Source organism: Acidaminococcus sp. (assembly GCA_022482815.1).
Lineage (GTDB): Bacteria > Bacillota > Negativicutes > Acidaminococcales > Acidaminococcaceae > Acidaminococcus.
Genome location: JAKVOM010000001.1, coordinates 2839289 through 2864487 on the forward strand (window position 1 = coordinate 2839289; position 25199 = coordinate 2864487).

28 protein-coding genes are annotated in these 25199 nt (G+C 49.4%); 5 read left to right on the forward strand and 23 right to left on the reverse strand.

The features are described 5' to 3' along the window. Nucleotides 1-83 precede the first annotated feature (83 nt). A complete protein-coding gene (locus tag LKE33_12210) occupies nt 84-1610 on the reverse strand; it encodes an alanine:cation symporter family protein (GenBank protein ID MCH3951676.1) in 1527 nt (508 codons plus the stop codon). Nucleotides 1611-1765: 155 nt separating this feature from the next. On the opposite strand from LKE33_12210, the gene LKE33_12215 reads away from it, so the two are divergent. Then, complete coding sequence (locus LKE33_12215) at nt 1766-3313, forward strand: Na+/H+ antiporter NhaC family protein (GenBank protein MCH3951677.1); 1548 nt, start codon at nt 1766-1768, stop codon at nt 3311-3313. Between the two features lie 255 nt (nt 3314-3568). On the opposite strand, the gene LKE33_12220 is transcribed toward LKE33_12215, so the two are convergent. From LKE33_12220 to LKE33_12265, 10 genes are all read right to left on the reverse strand, one after another. After that, a complete protein-coding gene (locus tag LKE33_12220; GenBank protein MCH3951678.1) occupies nt 3569-4009 on the reverse strand; it encodes a universal stress protein in 441 nt (146 codons plus the stop codon). A gap of 31 nt (nt 4010-4040) precedes the next feature. Then, on the reverse strand, nt 4041-4478 hold the full coding sequence (locus LKE33_12225) for a universal stress protein (GenBank protein MCH3951679.1): 438 nt from the start codon (nt 4476-4478) through the stop codon (nt 4041-4043). A gap of 121 nt (nt 4479-4599) precedes the next feature. After that, complete coding sequence (locus LKE33_12230; GenBank protein ID MCH3951680.1) at nt 4600-5028, reverse strand: universal stress protein; 429 nt, start codon at nt 5026-5028, stop codon at nt 4600-4602. A 37-nt stretch (nt 5029-5065) separates the two neighbouring features. Then, on the reverse strand, nt 5066-5503 hold the full coding sequence (locus tag LKE33_12235) for a universal stress protein (protein ID MCH3951681.1): 438 nt from the start codon (nt 5501-5503) through the stop codon (nt 5066-5068). A gap of 415 nt (nt 5504-5918) precedes the next feature. Next, nucleotides 5919-6356: a universal stress protein gene (locus tag LKE33_12240; protein ID MCH3951682.1), complete on the reverse strand. Its 438-nt coding sequence runs from the start codon at nt 6354-6356 to the stop codon at nt 5919-5921. 64 nt (nt 6357-6420) lie between these two features. Beyond that, nucleotides 6421-6822 carry a hypothetical protein gene (locus LKE33_12245; protein MCH3951683.1) on the reverse strand — a complete coding sequence of 134 codons (402 nt, stop codon included), beginning with the start codon at nt 6820-6822 and terminating at the stop codon, nt 6421-6423. A gap of 198 nt (nt 6823-7020) precedes the next feature. Then, entirely contained in the window at nt 7021-8478 is a 1458-nt protein-coding gene (locus tag LKE33_12250) for a sodium:sulfate symporter (GenBank protein ID MCH3951684.1), read from the reverse strand. After that, nucleotides 8475-9065 (reverse strand): chorismate mutase, encoded by a 591-nt coding sequence (locus LKE33_12255; GenBank protein MCH3951685.1) that lies wholly within the window; start codon nt 9063-9065, stop codon nt 8475-8477. The genes LKE33_12250 and LKE33_12255 overlap by 4 nt, the downstream gene beginning before the upstream one ends. Nucleotides 9066-9170: 105 nt before the next feature. Next, the gene (locus LKE33_12260) at nt 9171-10241 is read right to left on the reverse strand and encodes a tartrate dehydrogenase (protein MCH3951686.1); all 1071 of its coding nucleotides are present in this window, start codon (nt 10239-10241) and stop codon (nt 9171-9173) included. A 34-nt stretch (nt 10242-10275) separates the two neighbouring features. Then, on the reverse strand, nt 10276-11265 hold the full coding sequence (locus LKE33_12265; protein ID MCH3951687.1) for a 4Fe-4S cluster-binding domain-containing protein: 990 nt from the start codon (nt 11263-11265) through the stop codon (nt 10276-10278). A gap of 291 nt (nt 11266-11556) precedes the next feature. Here LKE33_12265 and fliB point away from each other — a divergent pair, with 291 nt between their 5' ends. Then, nucleotides 11557-12444, forward strand: coding sequence for a flagellin lysine-N-methylase (gene fliB, locus LKE33_12270; protein ID MCH3951688.1), 888 nt, complete (start codon nt 11557-11559; stop codon nt 12442-12444). A gap of 319 nt (nt 12445-12763) precedes the next feature. Here the strand turns inward: fliB and LKE33_12275 are convergent, their stop codons facing one another. The 10 genes from LKE33_12275 to LKE33_12320 all read right to left on the reverse strand — a co-directional run bounded on the left by LKE33_12275 (nt 12764) and on the right by LKE33_12320 (nt 20173). After that, a complete protein-coding gene (locus tag LKE33_12275) occupies nt 12764-13228 on the reverse strand; it encodes a cytidine/deoxycytidylate deaminase family protein (GenBank protein MCH3951689.1) in 465 nt (154 codons plus the stop codon). 5 nt (nt 13229-13233) lie between these two features. Continuing rightward, nucleotides 13234-13860 carry a uracil phosphoribosyltransferase gene (upp, locus tag LKE33_12280; GenBank protein ID MCH3951690.1) on the reverse strand — a complete coding sequence of 209 codons (627 nt, stop codon included), beginning with the start codon at nt 13858-13860 and terminating at the stop codon, nt 13234-13236. 59 nt (nt 13861-13919) lie between these two features. Then, on the reverse strand, nt 13920-14477 hold the full coding sequence (locus LKE33_12285; protein ID MCH3951691.1) for a TIGR01440 family protein: 558 nt from the start codon (nt 14475-14477) through the stop codon (nt 13920-13922). 15 nt (nt 14478-14492) lie between these two features. Beyond that, the gene (gene rpiB, locus LKE33_12290; GenBank protein MCH3951692.1) at nt 14493-14933 is read right to left on the reverse strand and encodes a ribose 5-phosphate isomerase B; all 441 of its coding nucleotides are present in this window, start codon (nt 14931-14933) and stop codon (nt 14493-14495) included. Nucleotides 14934-14959: 26 nt separating this feature from the next. Next, nucleotides 14960-16066, reverse strand: coding sequence for a threonylcarbamoyl-AMP synthase (locus tag LKE33_12295; protein MCH3951693.1), 1107 nt, complete (start codon nt 16064-16066; stop codon nt 14960-14962). Continuing rightward, a complete protein-coding gene (prmC, locus tag LKE33_12300) occupies nt 16032-16934 on the reverse strand; it encodes a peptide chain release factor N(5)-glutamine methyltransferase (protein MCH3951694.1) in 903 nt (300 codons plus the stop codon). Before prmC ends, LKE33_12295 begins: the two co-directional genes overlap by 35 nt. Beyond that, nucleotides 16934-18010, reverse strand: a complete 1077-nt coding sequence (prfA, locus tag LKE33_12305; protein ID MCH3951695.1) for a peptide chain release factor 1 — start codon at nt 18008-18010, stop codon at nt 16934-16936. The genes prmC and prfA overlap by 1 nt, the downstream gene beginning before the upstream one ends. A gap of 1 nt (nt 18011) precedes the next feature. Continuing rightward, the gene (locus tag LKE33_12310; GenBank protein MCH3951696.1) at nt 18012-18905 is read right to left on the reverse strand and encodes a DUF1385 domain-containing protein; all 894 of its coding nucleotides are present in this window, start codon (nt 18903-18905) and stop codon (nt 18012-18014) included. A 60-nt stretch (nt 18906-18965) separates the two neighbouring features. Further along, nucleotides 18966-19172, reverse strand: coding sequence for a 50S ribosomal protein L31 (gene rpmE, locus LKE33_12315; GenBank protein ID MCH3951697.1), 207 nt, complete (start codon nt 19170-19172; stop codon nt 18966-18968). Between the two features lie 119 nt (nt 19173-19291). Beyond that, entirely contained in the window at nt 19292-20173 is an 882-nt protein-coding gene (locus LKE33_12320) for a LysR family transcriptional regulator (GenBank protein ID MCH3951698.1), read from the reverse strand. A gap of 166 nt (nt 20174-20339) precedes the next feature. Here LKE33_12320 and LKE33_12325 point away from each other — a divergent pair, with 166 nt between their 5' ends. The 3 genes from LKE33_12325 to sdaAA all read left to right on the forward strand — a co-directional run bounded on the left by LKE33_12325 (nt 20340) and on the right by sdaAA (nt 23196). Beyond that, on the forward strand, nt 20340-21530 hold the full coding sequence (locus LKE33_12325; GenBank protein ID MCH3951699.1) for a dicarboxylate/amino acid:cation symporter: 1191 nt from the start codon (nt 20340-20342) through the stop codon (nt 21528-21530). Nucleotides 21531-21627: 97 nt separating this feature from the next. After that, on the forward strand, nt 21628-22296 hold the full coding sequence (gene sdaAB / locus LKE33_12330) for an L-serine ammonia-lyase, iron-sulfur-dependent subunit beta (GenBank protein MCH3951700.1): 669 nt from the start codon (nt 21628-21630) through the stop codon (nt 22294-22296). A 15-nt stretch (nt 22297-22311) separates the two neighbouring features. Beyond that, a complete protein-coding gene (gene sdaAA, locus LKE33_12335) occupies nt 22312-23196 on the forward strand; it encodes an L-serine ammonia-lyase, iron-sulfur-dependent, subunit alpha (GenBank protein MCH3951701.1) in 885 nt (294 codons plus the stop codon). Between the two features lie 300 nt (nt 23197-23496). Here sdaAA and pth read toward each other — a convergent pair whose 3' ends face one another. Together pth and LKE33_12345 are read right to left on the reverse strand one after the other, a co-directional pair. Beyond that, complete coding sequence (pth, locus tag LKE33_12340; GenBank protein MCH3951702.1) at nt 23497-24117, reverse strand: aminoacyl-tRNA hydrolase; 621 nt, start codon at nt 24115-24117, stop codon at nt 23497-23499. Nucleotides 24118-24196: 79 nt separating this feature from the next. Further along, nucleotides 24197-25162, reverse strand: coding sequence for a ribose-phosphate pyrophosphokinase (locus LKE33_12345; GenBank protein MCH3951703.1), 966 nt, complete (start codon nt 25160-25162; stop codon nt 24197-24199). Nucleotides 25163-25199 lie beyond the last annotated feature (37 nt).

The window sequence follows — 25199 nt, forward strand, 5'->3', positions numbered from 1 at the left end:
AAGCAAAAACACATTGTTTCACGGCTCCTTTTTAATTTTTACAATCCGACCAAACTTCAAATAGGTTTCAGTCTGTCAAAATCTTACTTTTCCTTCGGCCAGCACGGCAACTCGCGTCCAATCAGCTTGCCGTCGAAAGGTTCTTCCGAACCGCTGACGAAATGTTCCTTCGCCTTCAGTACATACTTGAAGCCGAGGTACAGCAGCGGAATGTTGGCATAGCACATAATAATATTGGCCAAGTCGGAGAACGCCCACAGGTTGCCGAGGTCATAGCCTGCAATATTGACGAGAACACCGAAGACAGCGACCACGAGGCAGAGAATCCGGATAACCGTAATAAAAGCGGAACTCTTGCTGATACGAGCCGATGCGATTTCAGGGAAGGTAATCATACCGACAAGGCAGGTATAAGCAAAGAGGCAGAAGCAGAGTGTCAGCACGAAGTTGATGACTGCGTTCATAGTCGGATCCGGAGTCAGCTGAGACAGCGACATAATATATTTCGGCAATTTGCCGGCGGCTTTCCAGGCAGCCGGATCTACCGTCCAGACGTGAGCCATGACGACGATAAAGCCTGTCATCGTGCAGATGATGTGCGTATCCAGGAAAACGCCGAGGGCGGACAGCAGGCCCTGTTCACAAGGATGATCCGTATCGGCAGAAGCGGCGGACATCGTAATGGTGCCCTGACCAGCTTCGTTAGACATCAGGCCGCGCTTAACGCCCTGCACAATAGCAATCCCGATCAGGCCGCCGAAGACAGCGTCAGGATGAAATGCACCTTCAAATACAGCCTGGAAGAAATACGGTACGGTCTGTACGTTTAACGCAATAAGAACAACCGTAGCCGCCACATAAACAATGGCCATGACAGGCACCATCTTATCCGTGACAGCGGTGACCTTGCGAATACCGCCGAATGTCATGACAGCCGTAAACGTAAGAACGATAGCAGCAACCACATAGTAGAAAGCAGAGTTAGTGGCAATCTTGGAACCGGTGGCAATTTCAGCCATCATACCAATCGAGGAAACGACGTTGAAACCCTGTGCCGGCAGGCACCCCAGTGCATAGAAAATATACAGCAGGGACAGAAGGACACCGGCCACGTGGGTGGAATTGAGGATAGCGCCCCCGTAGAAAGGAAGACCGCCGACAAAGGTATTACCGTTCTTTTCCTTAAAGAGCTGAGCCAGCGTAGCTTCGACAAAGGCCGTTGCCATACCAAAAAAGCCGGAGACCCACATCCAGAATATGGCACCCGGGCCACCTACCGAGATAGCACCGGTTACTCCCAGGATATTGCCGGGACCTACACGCATAGCCGAGCTGAGCATGAAAGCAGCAAAAGGCGAAATCCCCGTTTTTGCCTTTCTTTTGTTCACCATAAGCGAAATGGCGTGCGGCAAATGCGTCAGCTGGATAAAATGCAGCCGCAGGGTAAAATAAATACCGCTGCCAATAAGCACAATAATTGCCAGGGAAAAGCTCCCCAGGATCGGAATGGACTTATAGGCGGGCACCATGGTAGGTACGTCCCAGAAGAAGTCTGAGAGTGGACCTACGAACTTCAGGATCGAGTTGATCCATGCAAATAAACTTTCCATCTCCTCATCACTTCCCAAAAAATAATAGTTAGTATAGATTTTCTATAAAATCTATATGAGAAAATAATAACAAATTTTTGAAGATTTTTCCAGAAAATATGGTAAAATGTACGCATATATGTGAATAAAGTCGTAAAAGTAAAGGAGTTTTGTTTATGAATGTACAACCTGTCGATGTTGGTATCCTATCTTTGGTCCCGCCTGTCATTGCAATTACCCTGGCACTCCTCACCAAAGAAGTCATTTCTTCACTGGTACTGGGAATTCTTTCCGGCGGATTGATATACTCCCTGGCAACCGGTGCCAGCCTTGTGGAAATTGCCGCCTTCCCTTTTGAAGTAATGGCTAAAACAGTAGGCACGCCTGACAAATTTAACATTATTCTGTTTCTCGCGCTTCTGGGCGCACTTGTCTGCGTCGTAACGCGTGCCGGCGGTTCCCAGGCTTACGGGCAATGGGCCACCAAGCACATTAAATCCAAACGTTCGGCTGAACTGGCAACAAGTTTTCTTGGCATCTTAATTTTCATCGATGATTATTTTAACTGCCTGACAGTCGGTACGGTCATGAAGCCGGTAACGGATAAATACAGAATTTCCCGGGCTAAGCTGGCTTATATCATTGATACGACGGCAGCGCCGGTCTGCATCATTGCCCCGGTTTCCAGCTGGGCTGCAGCTGTCGGCTCCACCCTTTATGAAACGGGTGCTTTCTCCAACGAACTGTCTGCTTTCTTTGCAACAATCCCTTACAACATGTATGCCATTCTTTCTATTTTCATGGTCATGGCGCTTTCTTTTACCGATCTGGAATTCGGTCCTATGGCTGACGCAGAATGGGAAGCCGAACAGACAGGGAATGTCGGTGCCGTGGATCAGGGTACAGATACAAAAAATCCGATGATTTCCTCCAAAGGTACGGTCTGGGATTTGATTATTCCAATCGGCGGTCTGATTGTCTTCACGATTCTCGCCATGATCTATAACGGCGGCTACTGGGCTAAAGACATCACACTGCAGGAAGCTATCGGCAACTGCAACTCTTCCGCCGCTCTCGTACTTGGCGGTTTCCTGGCACTGGTACTTGCTTTTCTGATGTTCGTACCGCGCAAACTGATTGGGTTCCGTGATTTCATGAGCAACATTGGGGCCGGTATCAACACGATGGTACCTGCTTATATCATTTTGTGCCTTGCCTGGACCATTGGTTCCCTCTGCCAGAATTACCTCGGTACCGGCAAATACATCGGTATGCTGGTTCAGACGAGCCATCTGCCGATTCAGCTCATCCCTGCCATCGTATTTCTGGTTGCTGCAGGACTTTCCTTCTCCATCGGAACAGCCTGGGGCACGTTCGGCATTTTCATTCCAATTGTTGTCTTCATCTGCAAGGCCGCTCCTGCTCAGATTATGACGGTTACCCTCGCTGCTACCCTGGCAGGTTCCGTATTCGGCGACCATTGTTCCCCGATTTCCGATACGACGATTCTTTCGTCTTCCGGAGCCGGATGTGAACATATCAAGCACGTCAGCACCCAGATTCCTTACGCTGTTGTCGTAGCCTTCTGCTGCCTTATCAGCTACCTCGTAGCCGGTTTCTCCGGCGGCAGCGCGGTTCTGACGATTGCTGCAGGCATCATCATGCTGCTTGTCACGCTGACCATTCTCCACAAGAGAGCACGCGCCCGTCTTGTAAAGAAATAATAATTAAAAAAGGGGCTGTGAAATAATGCACATGCATTATCTCACAGTCCCTTTTACGCAGGTCGCTGGCCGCGGGTCGCCCGTGGAAGCAAAATCGCTTCAGCAATTTTGCATAAAAAAGGAAACAAGACAGAAGCATGCTCCCGCACTTAAGGCCAAAAACTCGGAAAGCCGGTTCCCGGATGAATCTTGGGAACCGGCTTTCACTATGTAACCGTAAAATGGGAAGTACGCTTATGTACTCACCGTAAAGCCTTACTTCACGACTACAACAGGAACATCCGAATACTCTACGACCCTGCTGCTGACGCTGCCGAGCAGGAATTCTTCCACACCGGAAAGGCCGCGGCGGCCAATAACGATGACGGAAGCGTCTTTTTCTTTTGCTTTTTCAATGACCGTCTCAGCCGGGTTGCCAAATTCCATTTCGTATTCAACTTTCCCGGTAAATCCTGCCAGTTTGTCTTTAGCCGTATCGATAATCATCTTACCAATCTTGGAAGCACTGACGTTCGGACTTTCTGTCTGAATGGATGCGTTATTGGCGCTCAGAACAAGGCCCGTCATGCTCATTTTTTGAATAACGTGGAGCACAATCAAATCTCCATGATATGTTTTTGCCAGATCTTCTGCGGTTGCAAGTGCCCTCCAGGCAGGCTCAGAACCATCAACTGGAACAAGAATCTTTTTAAACATATACGACCCCTCCTTTTACGAAAAGCCGATATTATTTTACAATCAATACCGGCACTGCAGCATACTGAGATACTTTCGAGCTCACACTGCCGAGGAAGAATTCCGCAATACCTGACAGGCCGCGGCTGCCGATGACGATATCCGTCACGCCCTTTTCCTTGGCAACTTCGACAATCCGATCCGCCGGATGACCTACTTCCAGAGCAAAGTCAGCCTTCCCTGTAAATCCCTGCAATTTTGCTTTGGCCGTCTCCAAAATGCGGCTGCCAATCATCGTAATCTGATTATTTTCTGCTGAGAGCGTTCCCGCTTCCAGGCCGTTTACGTAGAGTTCAGCACTGTTATAGGTCTGGACCACGTGAACAACAAGCAGCTCACCCTTAAATGTCTGCGCCAATTTTTCCGCTGTTTCAAGCGCTTTCCAGGATGTTGCGGAACCATCTACAGGAACCAGGATCTTCTTAAACATACAATCCACCTCCGATTACTGACAAAAAGGGAGAAGCCGATACGGTACTCCAGTTCCGCTGCGACTTCCCCCTCCTTTCCAAAGGCGGCTCATCCCGCTTTTCAATTGTTCATTAATGCTCTTACTTCACAATCGTAACCGGGCAAGGTGCACTTTGGGAAACCTTTGTGCTGACACTGCCCAGGAAGAAACCGGCCAGCACGCCCATGCCGCGGTTACCCATCACAATCAGGTCCACATCGTTCTTTTGAGCGGCTTCCACGATTTTTTCCGCCGGGTCGATATCGACGTACTTCTTGAAGGAAATCCGGTCATATCCGCTCTTTTTAGCTCTCTTTTCAGCTGCTTCCAGCGGAGAAAGCTGTGCGGATTCCACTACGTTGCCGTCTTTATCCTTCAGCGGAGGTTTAATCCGGCTGAGATCGTACGGAATATCTACGTTGAGTACAATAATCTGGGAATTAAACTTACTGCCCATCTCAATTGCGAAATCCATGGCTCTCATTGCAATCTCAGAACCATCAATAGGAACCAAAATCTTGTTAATCATAGACACATACACCTCCTGCTTTCTCAGCCCGCACCTTTTACTTCACAATCAGGACTGGTACGGTTGCATACTGAGAAACCTTCGAGCTGACACTGCCTAAGAAGAACTCTGCTATGCCAGAAAGGCCGCGGCTGCCGATGACGATAGCCGTGCAGTTCTTGTCCTTGCTGACTGCGAGGATTCTCTCGGAAGGATGTCCCACTTCCAGGATAAATTCAACCTTGCCCTTGAAGTCCTTCATCTTTTCTTTTGCCGTTTCAAGCACACTGTTGCCCAGTTTGGTTAACTCGGCATTTCCCTGGCTGATTGTCGCCTGATCCAGAGGAACTACCAGCAGAGCTGCATTGTTATAGGGCTGAACTACGTTGATTACAACCAACTCGCCCTTAAAGGCTTCTGCCAGCTGTCTTGCTTCTTCCATGGCACGCCAGGAAGTTTCGGACCCATCAACCGGTACGAGAATCTTTTCGAACATATACAACCACCTCCCAAAATAGATTTACGGTCACATCTCGTTATTTTCTTTCTTCTCCATGACCCGCATAAAACCCTTTAATTTTTTATGAAAATTTTGAAAAAATTTTATAAAGTATTATTTTCGTTTCACAAGAGGCACTGCAACACATTGGAAACATAGCCAAAATCCCCGATAATCTGCCATTGTAAGCAAAATTTCAACGACTTTGGCTGTGCCGGTCAGAAATGGGTCAAAAAATTTTTATATCTGACAAAATTGAACCTTTTCAATTCTTTTTCTGTCGCTTTTCTATGCCCGACATGAACTGTCTCTTTTTCCGCGCCTAGTCCATCAGGGGCCCTAACGGCGTCAAAACACAAAAAGACCGAAACAGTGAAGCAAATCACCTCAGCTATTTCGGTCCTTCTCGTTTTTATTTTATGATAAATACAGGTACGTCTGCATACTGGGAAACTTTTGAGCTGACGCTGCCCAGGAAGAATTCTTCCACGCCGGACAGGCCGCGGCTGCCGATAACGACAGCATCGCACTTCTCGGCACTGACAATATCAAGGATGGTTTCGGCAGCATTACCGGATTCCTTTTCAAATGTCACATGGCCCTTGAAGTCCTGCATCTTCTCTCTGGCCGTCTGCAGAATCGCGTCGCCCGCCTCATCAATTCTCTCGTTGTTGCGGTCGATGACATCCTGGTCCATAGCGACCTGCAGCAGGCTGACACTGCTGTAAGGCACGGTCACAGTCAAAACAACCATTTCGCCGCTAAACTTATCTGCCAATACGCGGGCCGCTTCCAAAGCTTTCCAGGAAGTTTCAGATCCATCGACCGGTACCAGAATCTTTTTAAACATAATAACACCCCCGTCTTTTTTTCTTCCTCAGTGAATATTATTCGTGCTGCCTTCATACTTCCCTTTATTTCTTTGTTTTTTCAAGCCGCCGGGCAATTTCTTCCTGGCGTTTTGCTTCGCGCTGACGCACTTTTTCAGCGTGTTTCAGGGATTTTTTACTCACTTTCTTCTGGGCTGCCATTTCATGGGGTTCCAGAAGGTCATCACTGCCATGGGCTATTTTGTAATAAAGAACCAAACCGGCAACGGCAGCAACAGGAATAAGCGAAAGCACGATACGGGAAACACCCTGACGCGCAAGCAGCATAAAATCATAGCTGATGACGATTAGTGGGATCAGCACCCAGGGAGCAATCTTGCCAAAAAGAGTTCTCATGCCGAAAACTTTCAGGCAGAAACCATAGACAATAATTGCCAGGGCAAACGACGTCAGTGACAACATCAAAACAAGTACATAAAATTCCATAATTTCCTTCTCCAGCATTCCTTAGTTTAACGGAAACATTATAACATATCAGGTAGAAAGATGGTGAAAAATCAATTACAGCTGCAAATAAGCACAGGCCCACAAGCTGCTGACACTATTCATTCTACAAAAATAAATCCGTCAGAATTTCCATAGGAGATTCTGACGGATTACGCTGTCACCGCAAAATTCAGCGTGTCAGCCGATAATTACGGAGGCCAGCGGATAACCTACAAAGCTCATGACAAGAAGGGCCAGAATGGAAAATACGCCGCCCCAGACGAACATATCCCGGGCCGTTGTCCACCCCGAACTGATGGCTACCGTATTAATGGTAGATTGCCCTGCCGGAGTCATATTGCAGATTGCCGCACCAAAACCGATGAGACAGATGACTGCGCCGATGGCCACCGTTCCCGCAGGCAGTGCCTGCAGCACAGAAAGTGCCACGGCCGTAACGACTGTCGTCGTCACGATATTGGACGAGAAGTTCGTTTCGAGGATACACCAGGTAAAGAAGAACAGAATGACGCCCTGCACGGAAAGTCCCGCGGCTACAGGTCCCAGCATGGCGCTCAGCCAGGCTTTAATGCCCATCGTATTGTTGGTAAGGGCACTGCCCAGCATAGTAGCAGAGCCCGTCATCAGGATAGCAGCCCACAGGATGCCCTTGGAAACAGCTTCCTGGAAGTTCAGAATCGGTTTTCCGTCGTCTTTCAATACAAAGAATAAAATACAGCCCAAAAGCGGCGGCATAGCCGTCGTCCATTTACTTACCACTTTGTAAAAGCCGGGTGCGATACCCTTCACAAGGCTCGGGCCGACCCAGAGAAGTACTGTAAGTGCCAGCACGCTGAGCACCATGACCTCTTTCTTCGTCGTTTTCGGCACCATATCGCGCAGCGCCATTGCTTTCTTGAGGTCCATATCATGGATATCGGAAGGACGGTAAATCCACCTGAAAACGGCCAGGAGAAGAAGTACCAGCAGGATGCCCGTCGGAATGCCGACAGCCATATACTGGAACTGATTTACATCTATCCCGGTGGCAGCCTTGTAGTACCCGATGGCGAGGGTCGGCCACACATGTCCGATGGCCGTCATCCCGGAAGAAAGGCTGATGCAGAAAGCCGTGCCCAGCATCAGCATGTTGCCGGTCGGACTGCCCTTCTCTATCTCAAGAACTTTATAGATATCTTCGAGAAAAGGCATAAACGCCACAAACAGCACGGACGGGGAAATGAAAAGTCCCATGAACGTGACGGAAAACAGCAGAAATGCCACAAAATACCAGGGACCCCTCCGGGCTATGCTGTTCGTGATAAAGGCCACGGTACAGCGCCGGACAAAATTTGTCTTGGACAAAGGATACACCAGGACAAAAGTAAAGAGCAGAAACGCGACCGTAACGTTCCCGAAAGCACCTTTAAACACGGCAGGGAACCCGATATGCGGAAGAAATCCCAGAAGCAGCAGTGTGATAAGACTCGGCCAGCTGATGGAAATCGTGATCCACATCATGAGGGACGACAGGAAAATGCCCAGCACACACATACCTTCCTGCGTCAGCGGTGCCTGAGCCGGAATTTGTGAAACTGCAAACCCGGCGGCGAGGGAAATCAGCATCCATAAGGTATCTTTCTTCGACTTTGTCATGCCTCAGACCCCTCTTTTCTCTCGTTCGCCAGGATTTTAAATTCCTGACTTTCCCTGGAGAGCTGGAACATCAGTTTTTTCATGTGAGTCTCACTCAAATCACCCAATATGGTTAGGTCAAACGTCACTGTACGCTCATTATTATTGAAGCTCAAAAGCTCCATATACTGCATGTTATAGCCATAATCGCCCACCATACTGAGAATGCTGCTCATGGCGTTCGGCTGATTTGGACGGGTCAGACGGACTTTGACGCGGTATCCGCCCGGCGTTACATCGATTCCTTCGGCAAGCTCATCGAAAAGCCCCGGATTCCAATCAAAAAGCAGACCGTACTGATACATGCGGCTCGTTTCCATAATCTTTTTTACGACTGCCAGATATTCGGCAAGACGGTCTTCGGGAACGCCTTCGGACAAACGATCCAGGATGGCTTTTTCCCGATCAGCACGATAGATTGTAGTCTCCCCTTTTGCCTGTTTGGCTTTGGCTACTTCCAAAGAACAGTCCATGCGCTCCATAATGAGCTTTTTCAGCTGCGGGTCAATGGCATCGATCTTTTTTCTTGCTTCTTCCAAATTCATCATGCATTCTTCCTTTCTACCTTACTTCAATGCTTTTATAAAATAAGAGGCAGAAACAGGTTCAGCCCGTTTCTGCCTCTTTCAGTCAACAAAGATGCCATCAGAAATTCAGCTTTCCAGCTTTCTGACAGCTTCATCACCCACTTCGCAGGTAGAAGCCGTGCCGCCCAGATCCGGCGTCAATACGCGCTTCTCCACGAGCATTTCTTCAATCACATTCAGGAGCTTGCTGCCCCATTTCTTCTTGCCGAAGAAATCAAGCATCTGACTGGCCGACCAAATCGAAGCCAGCGGATTTGCCTTGCCCTGTCCGGCAATATCCGGCGCACTGCCATGAATCGGTTCAAACATGGACGGATACTTCCGTTCCGGATTCAGGTTTGCCCCGGCCGCAAGTCCCATTCCGCCGGAAATGGCAGCACCCAGGTCAGTCAGGATATCCCCGAACAAATTGGAGCAGACGACAATCTGGTACCGCTTAGGGTCCTTGACCATAAACATACTTGCTGCGTCTACAAGGTAAGAGTGCGTTTCCACATCAGGATACTGCTCGCCCAGTTCCTTGAAGATCTGATCCCAGAATACCATGGAATAGTTCAAGGCATTTCCCTTGCTGATACTCGTCAGCGTTTTATGTTCACGGCGTGCCATTTCATAGGCATACCGCATGATGCGTTCACATCCAAAGCGGGAGAACACGCTGTCCTGGATAACCGTTTCCCGCGGCGTTCCCGGGTACAGCCAGCTGCCGGCGCCTGCATATTCGCCTTCGCTGTTTTCACGGATAAAGACCATATCAATGTCGCCTTCCCTGACACCGGCAAGCGGGCAAGGAGCGCCCTTGAGGAGCTTCACCGGACGCAGGTTGACGTACTCGTCAAAGTCATGACGAATGCGGAGCAGCAGCCCGCGCAGGGAAATGTGATCCGGTACGCCGGGATACCCCACGGCACCCAGATAAATCGCATCGAAATGACTCAGCGTTTCAATACCATCATCGGGAAGCATCTTCCCCGTCTTCAGGTAATATTCACAGCCCCAGGGAAAATACGTAAAATCGAATTCAAACGTACCATCCAGCGCTGCAACTGCCTTGAGAACCTTGACACCTTCTGCCAGCACTTCGGGGCCAATCCCGTCACCGGCAATCACGGCAATCTTAAAACGTTCTTTTTCCATGATGCATTCCCTCCTTTGGAGAGTTTTTTTCGTCTCAGGATGCGGAGCAGGCAGCCCCTTCAAAGATAACGCTCTCTTCCGCTTCTTCCATCTGCTTTCTGGGGACTCTTTCGAGCCACTTCAGATCATACGGTTCGAAGGTAACATGAGCATACTTGTCGACATCCATGACAGTGCCATCCCAGTCGGAATCAATACGGCCGGTTTGTTTAATCAGGATATCATACAGAATGGCATACATCGTGCCATTTTCATCCTTTTCAAAAATCGTGCTGTACGGCAGTGTCTTGTGGTAAACCAGTTCCAGATCCTTATAGCGGAAATGGAAACCACAGCGCATACGGCAGCCGTCAAGGCCCGTATAATCGGCGACTTTCTTCAGGCTGTGCAGAATTTTGTCTCCTGCCTGATCATAGAGGTTATCCGGCGTAGTTTCCGTGTAGTCAAAACGGAACTGAATAGAAGGTGCATGCACCTTGCGGAACCGTTCCATAAACGGAATCAACTGATCTTCCGGATAGTTCTTGTACAGGACGCAGTTGATACGGAATTTAACCGGCAGCTTGGCCAGCAGGCTGTCGTTGGATTCCTGTACAAAATGCTGCATATGACGGGAAATATTGACACAGCTGATCTTGTGTGCATTCCGTCTCATAAAATCAAGAACCTCTTCTTCCGTCTGGTCCTTGGAAACCGGCAGCGTCGTATTGATGTAGATATGGTGCGTCTCAGGCACATGATCCAGCATCTTCTGCAGGCTCTTCAGATTGGCCAGCGGTTCGCCGCCTGTAAACACAAAATCACAGTACGGGGTCAGTGCATTCATGCGGTCAATACTCTTGCAGATAGCATCCAGAGAAAATCCGGTGCAGTCTGCATATTCTTCCTTATTCACGCAGAAGGGGCAATTGTTCTTGCAGTCATACGGCACAAACACCGTAACCGTAGCTCCGCCGGCGCGCGTCTTATAAGGAAAATTCTTAGAAGCTTCCATTAAGTCACGATCTGAATTTCTAACTATCATAAAATCCTCACACTCCAAGTTCCCTACCCTCAAGGAACAAAAAACAAAAAATTTAATCAACGTTTATTTTACCATGATGCTCCCGCAATAACAACAAAAAATCGTATCTTTTGCAGGTACATTCTAATACATTTTACGCCATTTTTAACCATTTCGCACGTAATTTTTTTACTTTTTTTAAAGATTTCAGGAAAACTGTCCGCAAGAACAAATTCAGCATGGCATTCCTTGTCATTTGCCCCATGAACCTGTAGTATAATGAAGCAAATATCCTAAAAGAGAGGTACGACTATGATTTCCATCATTCCCGACGGTTTTAATGACTTTGTATGCAAAGCCGGAAACTGCCGCCACACGTGCTGCCAGACCTGGGAAATCGATATCGACGATGACACGGCTGCTTATTATCTTTCCCTCAAGGGCGACTTGGGAAAACGTTTGAAAAAGGCCATCGGCAAAAACGAAGATGGCTGCTATTTTAAGCTGAATCGTGAAGGCTTCTGTCATTTTTTAAGAAAAGACGGCCTCTGCGAAATCATTTTGGAACTCGGCGAAGATAAGCTATGTGACATCTGCACAGTCCATCCTCGCTTTTTTACCTATGTGGAAGACTATATTCTCTGCGGCACCGGTCTTTGCTGTGAAGAAACCTGTGAAATCCTTGCCGGCTTAGAAGGCCCTCTGCAGTTTACCGAAGAAGATACGGGACGCCGCCTTTCCTTCGAAGCGCTGCTCCAAGATATGGATCTGGACCTATCGCCGGAAAGCTGTCATTATATACCGGAAATCGGCACGGACTACTATAAGGCACTGCTTTCCCGCCTTGCCGCCACGGAACCGATTGACACGGCCTGGACAGAGGAAATGAAATCGCTGCCCCAAATGGGAGCTCAGCTAACGGACAAAGCGAAAAAGTATAAGACATCCTATGATAAGAGTCTTTTTGACCGGCTCTACCAATTTATTCTGTACCGCCAACTCGATAAATGTTTGGTTTACGAGCCCGAAGATGTCGCCCGGTATGCTAAGGAAAGCACGGACTATATCTTCCTGAAAGCTGCCTTGACAGGAAATCCGCTGGAAGCCATGCGCCGCTGGTCCGAGCAGATTGAGTATGATACGGAGAACGTGGATATACTCCTGCAGGCACTGGAGAATAATAAAATGGATAGCGATTAGTGAACAGCGGATAGTACAATCGTGCGGGTATCCGTCTTGATTCAAACAATAAAAGGGACTGTGAAAAATAAAAAGCGCTTTTGGCATTTGGCTTATGGCATTTAGCCTCGCCTGCAAGAGTGTGTTAAAGCTTTTGATTCAAATAAAATATGATATAAAGGCTGAAATTTAGCAGGTACCCTAAATTTTTATAAGTTTGTAGAAAAAAGCTTTGTCATTTTTCGTCCACAGGCGGAATGCGGGCTGCAGACGGCGGAAATAGGAAAGCGACAAGGGGCTGTGAAATAATGTGTGTGCATTATTTCACAGCCCCTTGTTACTATTTCTTATTTTCCTTGGGAGTGAAGATTTCCAATTTCAGCTGCTTGTCACTTGCCAGCATTTCCTGAGCCAGCTTGTCCGGATACGGATGCGCATAGACAATCCGCTTGATTCCTGCGTTAATCAGGATTTTTGAACAAACTACGCAGGGCTGGTGCGTACAGTACAGCGTGGCACCGAGCGTCGATACTCCGTTCACAGCAGCCTGGATGACAGCATTCTGTTCCGCATGGATGCCGCGGCAGAGTTCGTGGTTCTGCCCGCTGGGCACATGCAGCTTTTCCCGCAGGCACCCGACTTCCTCGCAGTGAGGCAGCCCTTTCGGTGTCCCGTTATAACCGGTAGCCAGAATCTGACGATCCTTGACCAGCACGGCACCGACTTTGCGCCGCAGACAGGTGGAACGCTTGGAAACGACTTCGGCAATTTCCATAAAATATGAGTCCCAGTCAGGTCTATCCATAAATTTTACTCCAATGTACCAAATACCCGGTCACCGGCATCGCCCAGTCCCGGTACGATGTAGCCATCTTCATTCAGATGATCATCAAGGGCAGCCGTATAGATCGGCACTTCCGGATGTTTTTTATTGACGAGTTCCACACCTTCTGGAGCTGCTACGAGGCACATGAAACGGAAATGCTTGTAGCCTTCCTGCTTCAGCATCGTAATAGCTGCTTCGGCACTGCCGCCCGTCGCAAGCATCGGGTCAATGAGGATGATTTCAGCATCCTTGTCCTTCGGAATCTTGCAGTAATACTTAATCGGTTCCAGGGTCTTCTCATCACGGGTCAGACCGATATGCCCCACTTTTGCTTCCGGGATAAGGTCCATCACGGCATCCAGGAAACCAAGACCGGCACGTAAAATCGGCACCACCGTGATGCCGGATACGGCCAGTTCATACCCGGTCGTTTCGGCGAGAGGAGTCTCTACTTTCGTACGGCGGACAGGAATGTCCTTCGTCACTTCAAAAAGCAGCAGCTGTGCAATCTGGTCAAGCAGCTGACGAAAGTCTTTCGGGGCGGTATTCTTATCACGCAGACGGGTCATTTTTTCCTTGATGAGCGGGTGATCTACAACGCGAATTTGCATTTTCGTTTTCTCCTTTATGCTTATCTCGAACTATACTGCATCAAAATATGATTGGAATTTTATTTTTCTTTCTTATCAGGATATACGGCACGGGCACCGCCAATCAGAGGCGGACGCGTATAAGCAGCCGTCAGTACAGCCTTTCCAAGTGTTTTGCGGGAAAGGCGCACCGGTACCGCTACCCGCTTCAGGTGCATCCCAATCAAGGTCTGGCCGATATCAAGGCCCAAATCAGCTTTGATTTCTTCCACGACGACCGGATGGGACAGCTGTTCATAGGCCTGTGTTGCCCAGGCACCGCCGGCGTGTTCCACCGGACGCACTGTCACTTGCTGCCAGCCGAATTTCTCCATGGCCTTTTCTTCCACGACAAGGGCCCGGTTCAGATGTTCGCAGCACTGCGCTGCCAGAATGATCTTGTGTTTTTTGGTTACTTTGCGAACCACGGAATATAATTCATGGGCCAGCTTCATGGAACCGCCGGTCCCGATACGGTTCCCCAGAATTTCACTGGTCGAGCACCCAACAACAAGAACCATGCCGGCCTTCCCATTTCCTCTGCGGATCAGCTCTTCCACCGATTCTTCTAATTCCTGAGCGATTTCTTCCAGTTCCATTACACAATCTCTCCTTTATTTTTCGAGTGCCATAATCTTGCGTACTCTTTCGGCGTGATAGCTGCCGAGGAAAGAAGCACCCAGATAGGCATCCACAATCTGTTCTGCCAGACCGCTGCCGAGTACACGGCCGCCGAGGCAGAGAACATTGGCATTATTATGTTCACGGGCTTTAGCTGCCGAGTAGCAGTCGCAGCAAAGCGCGGCACGGACTCCCTTGACCTTGTTGGCCGCAATAGACATACCGATACCGGTACCGCAGACCAGGATGCCCTGATCGGCTTTGCCGGCGGCAACAGCCTCGCCCACTTTCTGGGCATAGTCAGGATAGTCCACCCGTTCGTATTGATGAATCCCGTAGTCTTCTACTTCATAACCTTTGTCGGTCAAATACTTCTTCAGGATTTCTTTAAGTTCAAAACCGCCGTGATCACAGCCGATGATGATTTTCATGATACTCCTCCTATCTTTTACTCTGTTTTTTATTGTATCACAAAGTTCTGCAAATATTCAGGAACCTGCCCACTTTTTCTCCGCAAAAGGCCGCCTTCGGCCCAGATAATATTGTGTCCGGCCGATTTTCGCATCCGGTTCATGATGGCAAGGCCCAGATTTTCGTCGCCCACGCCCTCGCCGATGATGGCATCGACATTTTCACGGTCAAACATGCGAAGTTCACGGAACAGATTTTCGGCCAGTTCTTCCTGACTTTTACCGCCATTATGAACCACAAGATGTTCGGATTTCGGCAGGTGCTTCACCGTCTCATCCAGTGCAAGGACACCGATTTTAAGTCCCGAAGCCTCTGCCATGATGGCTGCGCGGATAACACCCTGGGAAGCTTCCGGTCCCTCGATAAGCACCATCGGGGCCTTCGGTGCATAATGACGATATTTCATGCCCGGTGCTTTCGGCGTTTCGTTAGCCTTCACAAGACCCGGGTCAATTTCTACTTTGCCCATGACATCGGCAATCATTTCGCGGGTAATGCCGCCCGGGCGCAGGATGACAGCTTCTTCTCCGGTCGTATCAATAATGGTCGACTCCACACCGATATTGCAGTCACCGCCGTCCACAATGCCGGCGATGACGCCTTCCATATCCTGCAGCACATCCTGGGCATTGGTCGGGCTGGGTTTGCCGGATTTATTGGCCGAAGGAGCAGCGATAGGCGTGCCGGCAAGCCGAATCAGCTCCCGTGCCACTTTGTGCACCGGGAAACGAACAGCCACCGTATCAAGACCGGCAGTCACCACATCCGGAATAATGTCGGATTTATGGACGATGAGCGTCATCGGTCCCGGCCAGAAGGCCTCCATCAGCTTCTTGGCAATCGGAGTCAGCCCGCTTGTCAGCTGAAGGATCTGGTCCATTTCACAAATATGAAGAATCAAGGGATTATCAGCCGGACGACCCTTAGCCGCAAAAATCTTCCGGCAGGCATCCGGATTCAGTCCGTCTGCCCCGAGCCCGTAGACCGTTTCCGTCGGAAATGCCACAACCTGCCCTTTGGCAAGCAGCGCGGCCGCTTCCGTCAGCTGCGGCTTCAGCGGTTCATTCGGATTTAATTTCCATAACTTTGTTTCCATAATCTGTCCCTTCCTTAGCTGCAAATACCATACGTTCTATATGACCATAATCACGGCAGATCCGCACGCAGTTAAACCCAATCTGCCGGCATAAAGCTGATACAGCTTCCGCTTCACCGATACCAATTTCAAAAGCAAACATGCCATCTTCTTCCAGATACTTTGTGCCGTCCCGAAGAATCCGGCGGTAAAAATCCAGGCCGTCACTGCCGCCGTCCAGTGCCTGCCGCGGCTCCATCTGTACTTCTTTCTGCAGTCCTGCCAAATCTCTCGTTGGGATATAGGGAGGATTGGAAACGATGACGTTAAACCGGGAGCCTTCAGGAACGGCCGCAAACAGGTCAGAAACGAAAAGCTGACACCGGTCAGCCACGCCGATGCTCTCAGCATTTTCACGAGCTACAGCGACCGCGCCGCTGCTGATATCGACGCCCATACCCTCCGCTGCCGGAAGGCCGTCCAGAAGTGAAAGTAAAATGGCTCCGCTCCCGCACCCGATATCAAGAATCCGGCACGGGGCCTGGCCGGCGCAGATTTTGAGGAGATTTTCCACCAGAAGTTCCGTCTCCGGCCGCGGTACAAGGGTATCCTTCGTAACCTTGAAATCATGGTTCATGAATCCCTTTTTGCCCAGGATATAGGCAACCGGTTCCCGATTGGCACGACGCGCCACATACTCCCGGTAAGCTGCCAGTTCTGCCGGTTCAAGCGGTTTGTCAAAATTTGTATAAAGCTGGATGCGCTCGCACTTTAAAACAGCACAAAGCAGCACTTCCGCATCAAGGCGCGGATTTTCCACGCCTTTTTTGCTGAAGTACTGCTTTGTCCAGTTCAGGATTTTTAAAATTGTCCATATATTCTGCTGCATTATTTCACCTGCTGTAACCGTTTGCTCTGTTCTTCTGTCATCAGGGCATCAAGCAGTTCGTCCAGATGACCATCCAGCACGTCACTTAATTTATGGAGGGTGAGACCGATGCGGTGGTCTGTCACTCTTCCCTGCGGGAAATTATAGGTCCGGATGCGCTCACTGCGGTCACCGGTTCCTACCTGACTGCGCCGTTCCGACGCTTCGGCTGCACGTTGTTTCTCCTGGGCCGCTTCATAGATACGGGCACGGAGAACACGCATACATTTTTCGCGGTTCTTTGCCTGAGACTTTTCGTCCTGGCACTGCGCCACGATGCCCGTCGGAATATGGGTCATACGCACAGCGGATTCTGTCTTATTGACATACTGTCCTCCGGCCCCGCCGGCGCGGTAGGTATCAATACGAATGTCGGCAGGATTGATTTCCACGTCCACTTCCTGCGCTTCCGGCATAACGGCAACCGTCGCCGTAGAAGTATGGATCCGGCCCTGCGCCTCCGTTTCCGGAACACGCTGTACGCGATGCACACCACTTTCAAATTTCATGTGACTGTATACATCTTCCCCGGACACCATAAAAACAACTTCCTTAAAGCCACCCAGCCCGGTCGGACTGGAATCCATCAGTTCTACTTTCCAGCCTTTGGATTCGGCGTAACGGGTGTACATACGGAAAAGATCGCCGGCAAAGAGGGCCGCTTCATCGCCGCCGGCACCGGCACGGATTTCCATGATGATATTGCGTTCATCATTGGGATCTTTAGGCAGCAGCAGGATTGTCAATTTTTTCTCGTAATCTTCGAGCTGCGGCTTCAGTTCCTTGAGCTCGGCCTCCGCCATGGCGGAAAGCTCGGCGTCTTCCTTGTCTTCAGCCAGCTTCTCATCGTCCTTGTAAGTCTCAGCCAGCGCTTTATATTCTCTAAAAACGGTTACCACTTCCGTCAGTTTGGCGTGGGCCCGTGTATATTTCTGCCATTCGTCCTGTTTTGCAATCACGGAAGGATCGCTGATTTTCGCTTCCAGGTCCAGATAGCGGTCTTCCAGGGCCTGAAGCTTATCCATATTTTCAAACATGTTACTGCTCCTCTTCCGTCGTTTTAATTTCTTCCGGCGGCAGCACTGCTTTTAAGGAAGCAATCGCCACCTCAATCTGATCATCATCCGGCTCCCGTGTTGTCAGTTTCTGCAGGAGCAGTCCGGGCAAGATTGCCTTTCTGACCCAGGGATGGTCGATATGCTGCCCTGCATAACGAATCACTTCATAACTGATTCCGGCAACAACCGGCATCAGAAGTACACGGCTCAAAATTCTGAGCCAGAAATTCGGCCAGCCCAGAAAAGCGAAAATAAAGATACTGATGATCATGACAATCATCAGGAAATTCGTGCCGCAGCGGGGATGCAGCGTCGAAAAAGGACGCACATTCTCCACCACGAGCGGCAAATCATGCTCATAGGTATAGATAGTCTTATGTTCCGCTCCATGATACTGAAACACGCGCTGAATATCCTTCTGCATGGAAATCACCGCAATATAAGTCAGAAAAATGGCAAGACGAAGCAGACCTTCGGCAAGGTTCAAGAAGAGCGAACTCATACCGAGCATCTGAAAAAGCTTCATCGCACCCGTAGGAATGACGATAAAAAGGCCGACAGCAAGCAAAACAGAAACAGCAATAGAACCTGCCATTTCCTTATTGGAGAGCTGTTCGTCGTCATCCCCGGAGGCCTGGGCTGAATAGGCCAGTGCCTTCATCCCATAAGCCAGAGACTCAATCAGGGACACCACACCGCGTAAAAAAGGCAGCTTGAGGATGGGATACTTATCACTGATGCTTGAAACAGGATTGCAGTCTACAGAAATCTGCCCATCAGGCTGGCGCACCGCTACCGCAATTTTCCCCGGTCCCCTCATCATCACACCTTCAATGACGGCTTGTCCGCCGACACTTAGTTTCTTACGCATCATACTTTTCTCCATATAGCAATACAGCAGAGCCAAGGCTCTGCTGTGTAATCGCTTTGCTTTTTATTTGGAATCCTTGCCGTATCTCTTGTTGAACTTTTCAATGCGGCCTCTAGCGGACATATCGCGCTGCTTGCCCGTAAAGAACGGATGGCACTTGGAGCAAACATCAACGCGGAGTTCCTTCTTTACGCTGCCGGTCTTGAAAGTATTGCCACAGGCACAAATAACGGTGCATTCACCGTAGTTAGGATGAATTCCTTTTTTCATTTGTAAGACACCTCTTTCTAAATTACATCAATATATCCAGACATTAATGCCTGACTATTGTACCACATACAGAAAGAGCGTGCAAGGGAAAACTCGAAACGGCAGGCACTACGGCCCGCTCAGACGATACCCTTATCGACAAGTCCCAGAAAGGCTTTCATCCCCGACGTCAGCCACTTATTCTTATGATAGAAAAGCTGACGGTACATGGACATGTGGAAATTCGGTACATTGACAATCTTCAGTTTGGACCGGTACATTGAATTTTCGACTACATATTTAGGAAGGAAAGAGAACCCCAGATTCTTCTGAACCATTTTCAGAATGAATCCCGTATCGCTGACTTCAAGGAAAGGATTAATTTCCTTACCAATAGAAGCCAGATACTGGTCGAGACTGTGCCGGTAGTTATCCTCTTTTTCCGTCATGAAGAACGGCTGCTGAAGCAGTTCATCCATCGAAACTTCATTTCTATACACCAGTGGAGAGTCCACAGATCCGACGAAAACAATATCTTCCTTTTTCTCCAGGACTTTTTCCCATTTCGTATCGTAAATGGGTTCATCCAGAATGTACACAATATCTACCAGATTATGGTCCATCTTATCCAGCAGGACACCGGGAGAATCAATCGTAATTGTAATCTTGATGTCGGGATAATACTTCCGGAAATATTCAATGACAGCCGGCATCTTCGCCTTGCAGAGTGACTCGATCATGCCCAGATTGAGCGTCTCTGCCGGCGGATTCTCCTGCATGACACGACGAATTTCCTTCAATTGATTGAGGACGGGAACAATCCTGTGATACAATTCCTGTCCCGGCTGCGTCATAGCTACCTGTTTCCCCATCCGGTCAAAAAGACGCACACCCAGTTCTTGTTCGAGGCTATGAATTTGTACACTCAGGGCGGACTGTGAGTATCCTAAGTCCTTCGCCGCTTTTGAAAAACTTTGCATTTCTACTATTTTCAGAAAGCTTCTAAGCTGTCTTAATTCCATTCTCCCTGCCTCCTCGCCTATTTTTTATATTTTTTCATCAAATTGTTCTATTTTATTAATTTGCTTTATATCTATCCATATAGTATATTGAATGTACAGAAAAGTCAAACAGAATGTTCGCTGCGTGACGGACAGTTTGACACGATTTTAAGGGGAGGTTTTTTCTATGAAACTTGGTCTCGTGCCAAAAATTATCATCGGTATTATCCTCGGTATTCTGATTGGACAATACCTGCCGACAGACGTCTGCCGCTTCGTGGTTACCTTGTCCGGCATCTTCAGTAATTTCCTGAAGTTTGTTATCCCTCTGATGATCCTTGCCTATGTTACCATGGGTATTGCTGATCTGACCCAGGGCGCCGGCAAACTCCTGCTGATTACTGCTCTTATTGCCTATGGTTCCACCCTGGTCGGCGGCACATTCTCTTTCACTGTTGCTGAAGCACTGTTCCCGTCTTTCATCAGCTCCAACGTAACTGAACAGCTTGCAAAAGTTGCCGGTGTTTCGCTGAAGCCCTTCATTTCCATCGCAATTCCGCCTATTCTTGATACCATTTCTGCAGTGGTTCTGGCATTCGTCCTTGGCCTGTGCCTGTCCGCTCTGAGAGGCAAGACAATCGGCGACACCCTGTACAATGGCCTGAAAGATTTCTCCGGTGTCATCGATGCCGTACTGAAACATGCTATCATTCCTTTCCTTCCGCTGTACGTCTGCGGTACGTTCGTAGATATGACGAAATCCGGTAAGACTTTCGTTATCCTCGGCGTTCTCTGGAAAGTATTCCTCGTTGTTATCGCTATGCACTTCATCCTGCTCTTTGTTCAGTTCATGGTTGCAGGTTCCATCAGCGGCAAGAACCCCTTCACTCTGATGAAGAACCAGATTCCTGGTTACACCACGGCTCTTGGTACCCAGTCTTCCGCAGCTACCATTCCTGTAAACCTGGAATGCTCTAAAGCAGATGGCGTCAGCGAACAGATCAGAAACTTCGTTATTCCTCTGTGCGCAAACATCCATATGTGCGGTTCCATGATTACCATCACGGCCTGCGCAACGGCTGTCTGCATGATGAACCAGATTCCTATCACGCTGGGCACGGTAATTCCTTTCATCATGACCCTCGGTGTTGCCATGGTTGCTTCTCCGGGTGCTCCTGGTGGTTCCATCATGACGGCTCTGCCTTTCCTGTGGATGATTTTCGGTAAGGAAGCCGGCGATCCGAACGGCCCGATCTGTGCACTGATGGTTGCCCTGTATATTACTCAGGACTCCTTCGGTACCGCCTGCAACGTATCCGGCGATAACGCTATTGCCGTTGTAGTCGACAAGATCTACAAGACTTGGATTGCCAAATAATACATACTATACTTGTCAATTCTAAAAGGGTGTCGGGAGATTTCTATAACGGGAAGGAATTTCTTACGACGCCCTTCCTTTATCAGGAGGCACAAAAATGAACGTATTTGACATCATTGGACCTGTCATGATTGGTCCGTCCAGCTCCCACACAGCCGGTGCTGTTCGTCTCGGCCGCGTAGCAAACAAGGTACTGAATCAGGAAGAACCCAAAGACATTATGGTTGAACTTTCCGGTTCCTTTGCCACTACCTACAAAGGTCATGGTACCGACAAAGCACTGCTCGCCGGAATCATGGGATATCACAGCTATTCCGAAGAAATCCGCGATATTTTCAATATTGCCGACAAACGGGGCATCACGTATAAATTCGTGCCGACGGAAATTCCGAATTCCCATCCGAACACGGCCCGCATCCATGTAACCGGTGTAAAAGGCACCCCTGTCACGGTTCAGGGCGCCAGCATCGGCGGCGGCAATATCCGCGTTGACTATATCAATGGCATGAAAGTGGACTTCAACGGGGAACACAACACAATCCTTGTTCCGCACTATGACCGTCCGGGCTGCATCGCCGAAGTTACGAACATCATGTGGCAGAAATACAAGAAAGTCAATATCGGTAACTTCAAGCTGTCTCGTCCAGTCAAGGGCGGCGTTGCCATGATGACGATCGAAATCGACGGTATGCCTCCGGAAGGCATGATTGAAGATATCCGCACCGTCAAAAACGTGCTTAATGTATTCCTGATTCGTGCCATTTAATAAAGGAGAACTGCTATGCTAAGTTATCAATCCATTGCGGAACTTGTAGAAGCCGCAGAAAAAGAACATAAAAAGATCAGTGAGATTGTCCTGCCGGATCAGGCCCAAAATATGGGGAAAACCGAGCAGGAAGTCTATGATCAGATGAATCACGACATTGATGTCATGCTCGAAGCTGTCGAATACGGCAAGCGTAAGGATCAGAAATCCACGTCCGGCCTGACGGGCGGTGAAGGATTCCGTATGGAAACCTACAGCCAGAAGACCAAAGGCGGTCTTTCCGGGGATACGGTTTCCCACGCCATGATGCGCGCCCTTGCCGTAGCCGGCTGCAATGCTTCCATGGGCCGTATTGTTGCGTCCCCGACGGCAGGAAGCTGTGGCATTATGCCGGGCTGCCTGCTGACGCTCATGCAGGAAAAAGGTTATGACCGCAAAGATGTCGTCATGAGCATGTTCACGGCTGCTGCTTTTGGTATCGTCATTGCCACCAACGCATCCATTGCCGGTGCCCAGGGTGGCTGCCAGGCAGAATGCGGCAGTGCTTCCGGCATGACCGCTGCTGCCATGGTTGAACTGGCCGGCGGTACACCGCAGCAGTGCGCTGACGCCTGCGCCATTGCTATTGCCAACCAGCTCGGCCTTGTCTGCGACCCTGTAGCCGGACTCGTTGAAATTCCCTGCATCAAGAGAAACGCCAGCGGTGTTGTCATCGCTTTCTCCTCTGCCGATATGGCGCTGGCAGGCATCAAAGCCTACGTGCCTATTGACGAATGCATCGCTGCCATGAACAGTGTCGGAAACTCCATGCCTACGGCGCTGCGCGAAACGGCAAAAGGCGGACTTGCCGTAACTCCGACCGGTCTTGCCTTAAAGGAAAAAGTCTTCGGAAAAGAATAAATCGAAAAAGTAAAAAAGGGACTGTGAAATATGCGCGTGCATTATTTCACAGCCCCTTTTTTACGCTTTCCGCAGCCCGCTGTCCGCATCCCGCCCGTGGAAGAAAAATGCTCTTTCATTAAACCAAACCGTCAGGTTGGGTATTATTCCTTTGGGGCCTCCTTCCACGCAGTCGGAAGGAGGCCACGAAGTGACGGAAAATAGTACCAATCTGTCGAAGGCCATGGCTATATGCCATATGCCAAAAGCCAAAGGCGCCTTTTATTTTTTCACATCCTCTTTTACTACTGCCAGACAACCTCACAGCGTCTCTTTATTCTCTGTCTGAGCCGTTTTCTTCGGTGCCTTTACATTATATTTAGAGGCTAATTCATTGACCGTACTGCCGTGCATCCAGTCCTCTACGACATCCGCCGCCTTCCTGACAAGGTTTTCTATCGTTTCCTTATCCTCGCCTTCGAACCGGTGAAGCACGTGAGAAATGACGGCCTGCTCTTCGTGAACCGGATGTCCGATGCCGATTTTGATACGGGGATACTCCTGGCTGCCCAAAGCCCTTTCGATGGATTTAAGGCCATTATGACCACCGCTCGTCCCCTTACGGCGGATACGCAGCGTCCCTACGGGCAAATCCATATCATCCTGGATGACCAGGACATCTTCCGGCACAATATGGTAGAAGCTGACAAAATCCCATACAGCTCCGCCGCTGCGGTTCATGTATGTCGTCGGTTTGATGAGAAAGACCTTTTCCGGGGCACGCTGCTCCAGATACCAGGCATTATCAGCCTTTCTCCAGTCTTCCGAAGCATTCCACCGGCGTGCCAGTTCATCGGCCACCATGAAGCCGATATTATGGCGTGTGCCCTCGTATTCGGGACCGATATTACCGAGTCCAACAACTAGTTTCAATGCTTTCACTCCTCGTTTATTCTGCCTCAAAAGAAATGGGCTGCAACAGAGCAAAATCTGTTCCAGCCCATTTTGTTTACTAATGGAATTACTCTTCAAACAGCTGGCTGATGGACAGCTGGTTGTGAATACGCAGAATCGTTTCTGCCAGAATCGGAGCCACGGACAGCACCGTGATCTTCGGATGCTTCTTGTTAGGAGGCAGCGGAATCGTGTTCGTAACAATCAATTCCTTGATGCTGGATTTTGCAATCCGGCTCAGTGCTGGATTCGTCAGAATCGGATGCGTGCAGCAAGCATAGATTTCCTTGGCACCGAACTTTTCCAGAGCCTTGGCACCTTCGGTCAGGGAACCAGCCGTATCGACAATATCGTCTACCATGATAGCAATCTTGCCTTCGACGTTGCCGATGAGGTTCATGACTTCGGCAACACCCGGTTCAGGACGGCGCTTATCAATGATAGCAATACCGCAGTCCAGACGGGTAGCAATCTTACGGGCACGGCTTACACCACCCAGGTCAGGAGAAACGACAATCATATCTTTCGGGTCGAAGCCTTTTTCCTTGACATAGTCTGCCAGGATAGGGCCGCCAGGCATATGATCCACAGGAATATCGAAGAAGCCCTGAATCTGAGCCGCATGCAGGTCGATGGTGACCAGTCTGGTAATACCGGCCGTTTCCATCAAATCGGCCATCAGTTTTGCCGTAATCGGTTCACGGCCGCGGGCCTTGCGGTCCTGACGAGCATACCCGTAGAACGGAACTACAGCCGTAATATGTCTTGCGCTGGCGCGTTTGAAGGCGTCGCACATGATCAGGAGCTCCATGACGTTATCGTTAACGGCAGGGCCGCAGGTCGGTTGGATGACAAATACATCCTTACCACGTACACTCTCATTGATCATAACCTGAACTTCACCATTGTTGAAGCGGTTGATGACAGCGTCGCCTACCTGCGTTCCCAAATAAGCGGCAATTTCACGGGCCAGATCCGGATTGGCGTTTCCGGAAAAGATGATCATATCTTCGCCTGTCTTTTCACCCAGCATTTTTATACCCCCACAAATTCTTGAAAATTAAAACACC

Coding starts and splice junctions, on each gene's coding strand:
- LKE33_12210 (MCH3951676.1), bottom strand. CDS start 1,610: ATGGAAAGTTTATTTGCATGGATCAACTCGATCCTGAAGTTCGTAGGT.
- LKE33_12215 (MCH3951677.1), top strand. CDS start 1,766: ATGAATGTACAACCTGTCGATGTTGGTATCCTATCTTTGGTCCCGCCT.
- LKE33_12220 (MCH3951678.1), bottom strand. CDS start 4,009: ATGTTTAAAAAGATTCTTGTTCCAGTTGATGGTTCTGAGCCTGCCTGG.
- LKE33_12225 (MCH3951679.1), bottom strand. CDS start 4,478: ATGTTTAAGAAGATCCTGGTTCCTGTAGATGGTTCCGCAACATCCTGG.
- LKE33_12230 (MCH3951680.1), bottom strand. CDS start 5,028: ATGATTAACAAGATTTTGGTTCCTATTGATGGTTCTGAGATTGCAATG.
- LKE33_12235 (MCH3951681.1), bottom strand. CDS start 5,503: ATGTTCGAAAAGATTCTCGTACCGGTTGATGGGTCCGAAACTTCCTGG.
- LKE33_12240 (MCH3951682.1), bottom strand. CDS start 6,356: ATGTTTAAAAAGATTCTGGTACCGGTCGATGGATCTGAAACTTCCTGG.
- LKE33_12245 (MCH3951683.1), bottom strand. CDS start 6,822: ATGGAATTTTATGTACTTGTTTTGATGTTGTCACTGACGTCGTTTGCC.
- LKE33_12250 (MCH3951684.1), bottom strand. CDS start 8,478: ATGACAAAGTCGAAGAAAGATACCTTATGGATGCTGATTTCCCTCGCC.
- LKE33_12255 (MCH3951685.1), bottom strand. CDS start 9,065: ATGATGAATTTGGAAGAAGCAAGAAAAAAGATCGATGCCATTGACCCG.
- LKE33_12260 (MCH3951686.1), bottom strand. CDS start 10,241: ATGGAAAAAGAACGTTTTAAGATTGCCGTGATTGCCGGTGACGGGATT.
- LKE33_12265 (MCH3951687.1), bottom strand. CDS start 11,265: ATGATAGTTAGAAATTCAGATCGTGACTTAATGGAAGCTTCTAAGAAT.
- fliB (MCH3951688.1), top strand. CDS start 11,557: ATGATTTCCATCATTCCCGACGGTTTTAATGACTTTGTATGCAAAGCC.
- LKE33_12275 (MCH3951689.1), bottom strand. CDS start 13,228: ATGGATAGACCTGACTGGGACTCATATTTTATGGAAATTGCCGAAGTC.
- upp (MCH3951690.1), bottom strand. CDS start 13,860: ATGCAAATTCGCGTTGTAGATCACCCGCTCATCAAGGAAAAAATGACC.
- LKE33_12285 (MCH3951691.1), bottom strand. CDS start 14,477: ATGGAACTGGAAGAAATCGCTCAGGAATTAGAAGAATCGGTGGAAGAG.
- LKE33_12295 (MCH3951693.1), bottom strand. CDS start 16,066: ATGGAAACAAAGTTATGGAAATTAAATCCGAATGAACCGCTGAAGCCG.
- prmC (MCH3951694.1), bottom strand. CDS start 16,934: ATGCAGCAGAATATATGGACAATTTTAAAAATCCTGAACTGGACAAAG.
- prfA (MCH3951695.1), bottom strand. CDS start 18,010: ATGTTTGAAAATATGGATAAGCTTCAGGCCCTGGAAGACCGCTATCTG.
- LKE33_12310 (MCH3951696.1), bottom strand. CDS start 18,905: ATGATGCGTAAGAAACTAAGTGTCGGCGGACAAGCCGTCATTGAAGGT.
- rpmE (MCH3951697.1), bottom strand. CDS start 19,172: ATGAAAAAAGGAATTCATCCTAACTACGGTGAATGCACCGTTATTTGT.
- LKE33_12320 (MCH3951698.1), bottom strand. CDS start 20,173: ATGGAATTAAGACAGCTTAGAAGCTTTCTGAAAATAGTAGAAATGCAA.
- LKE33_12325 (MCH3951699.1), top strand. CDS start 20,340: ATGAAACTTGGTCTCGTGCCAAAAATTATCATCGGTATTATCCTCGGT.
- sdaAB (MCH3951700.1), top strand. CDS start 21,628: ATGAACGTATTTGACATCATTGGACCTGTCATGATTGGTCCGTCCAGC.
- sdaAA (MCH3951701.1), top strand. CDS start 22,312: ATGCTAAGTTATCAATCCATTGCGGAACTTGTAGAAGCCGCAGAAAAA.
- LKE33_12345 (MCH3951703.1), bottom strand. CDS start 25,162: ATGCTGGGTGAAAAGACAGGCGAAGATATGATCATCTTTTCCGGAAAC.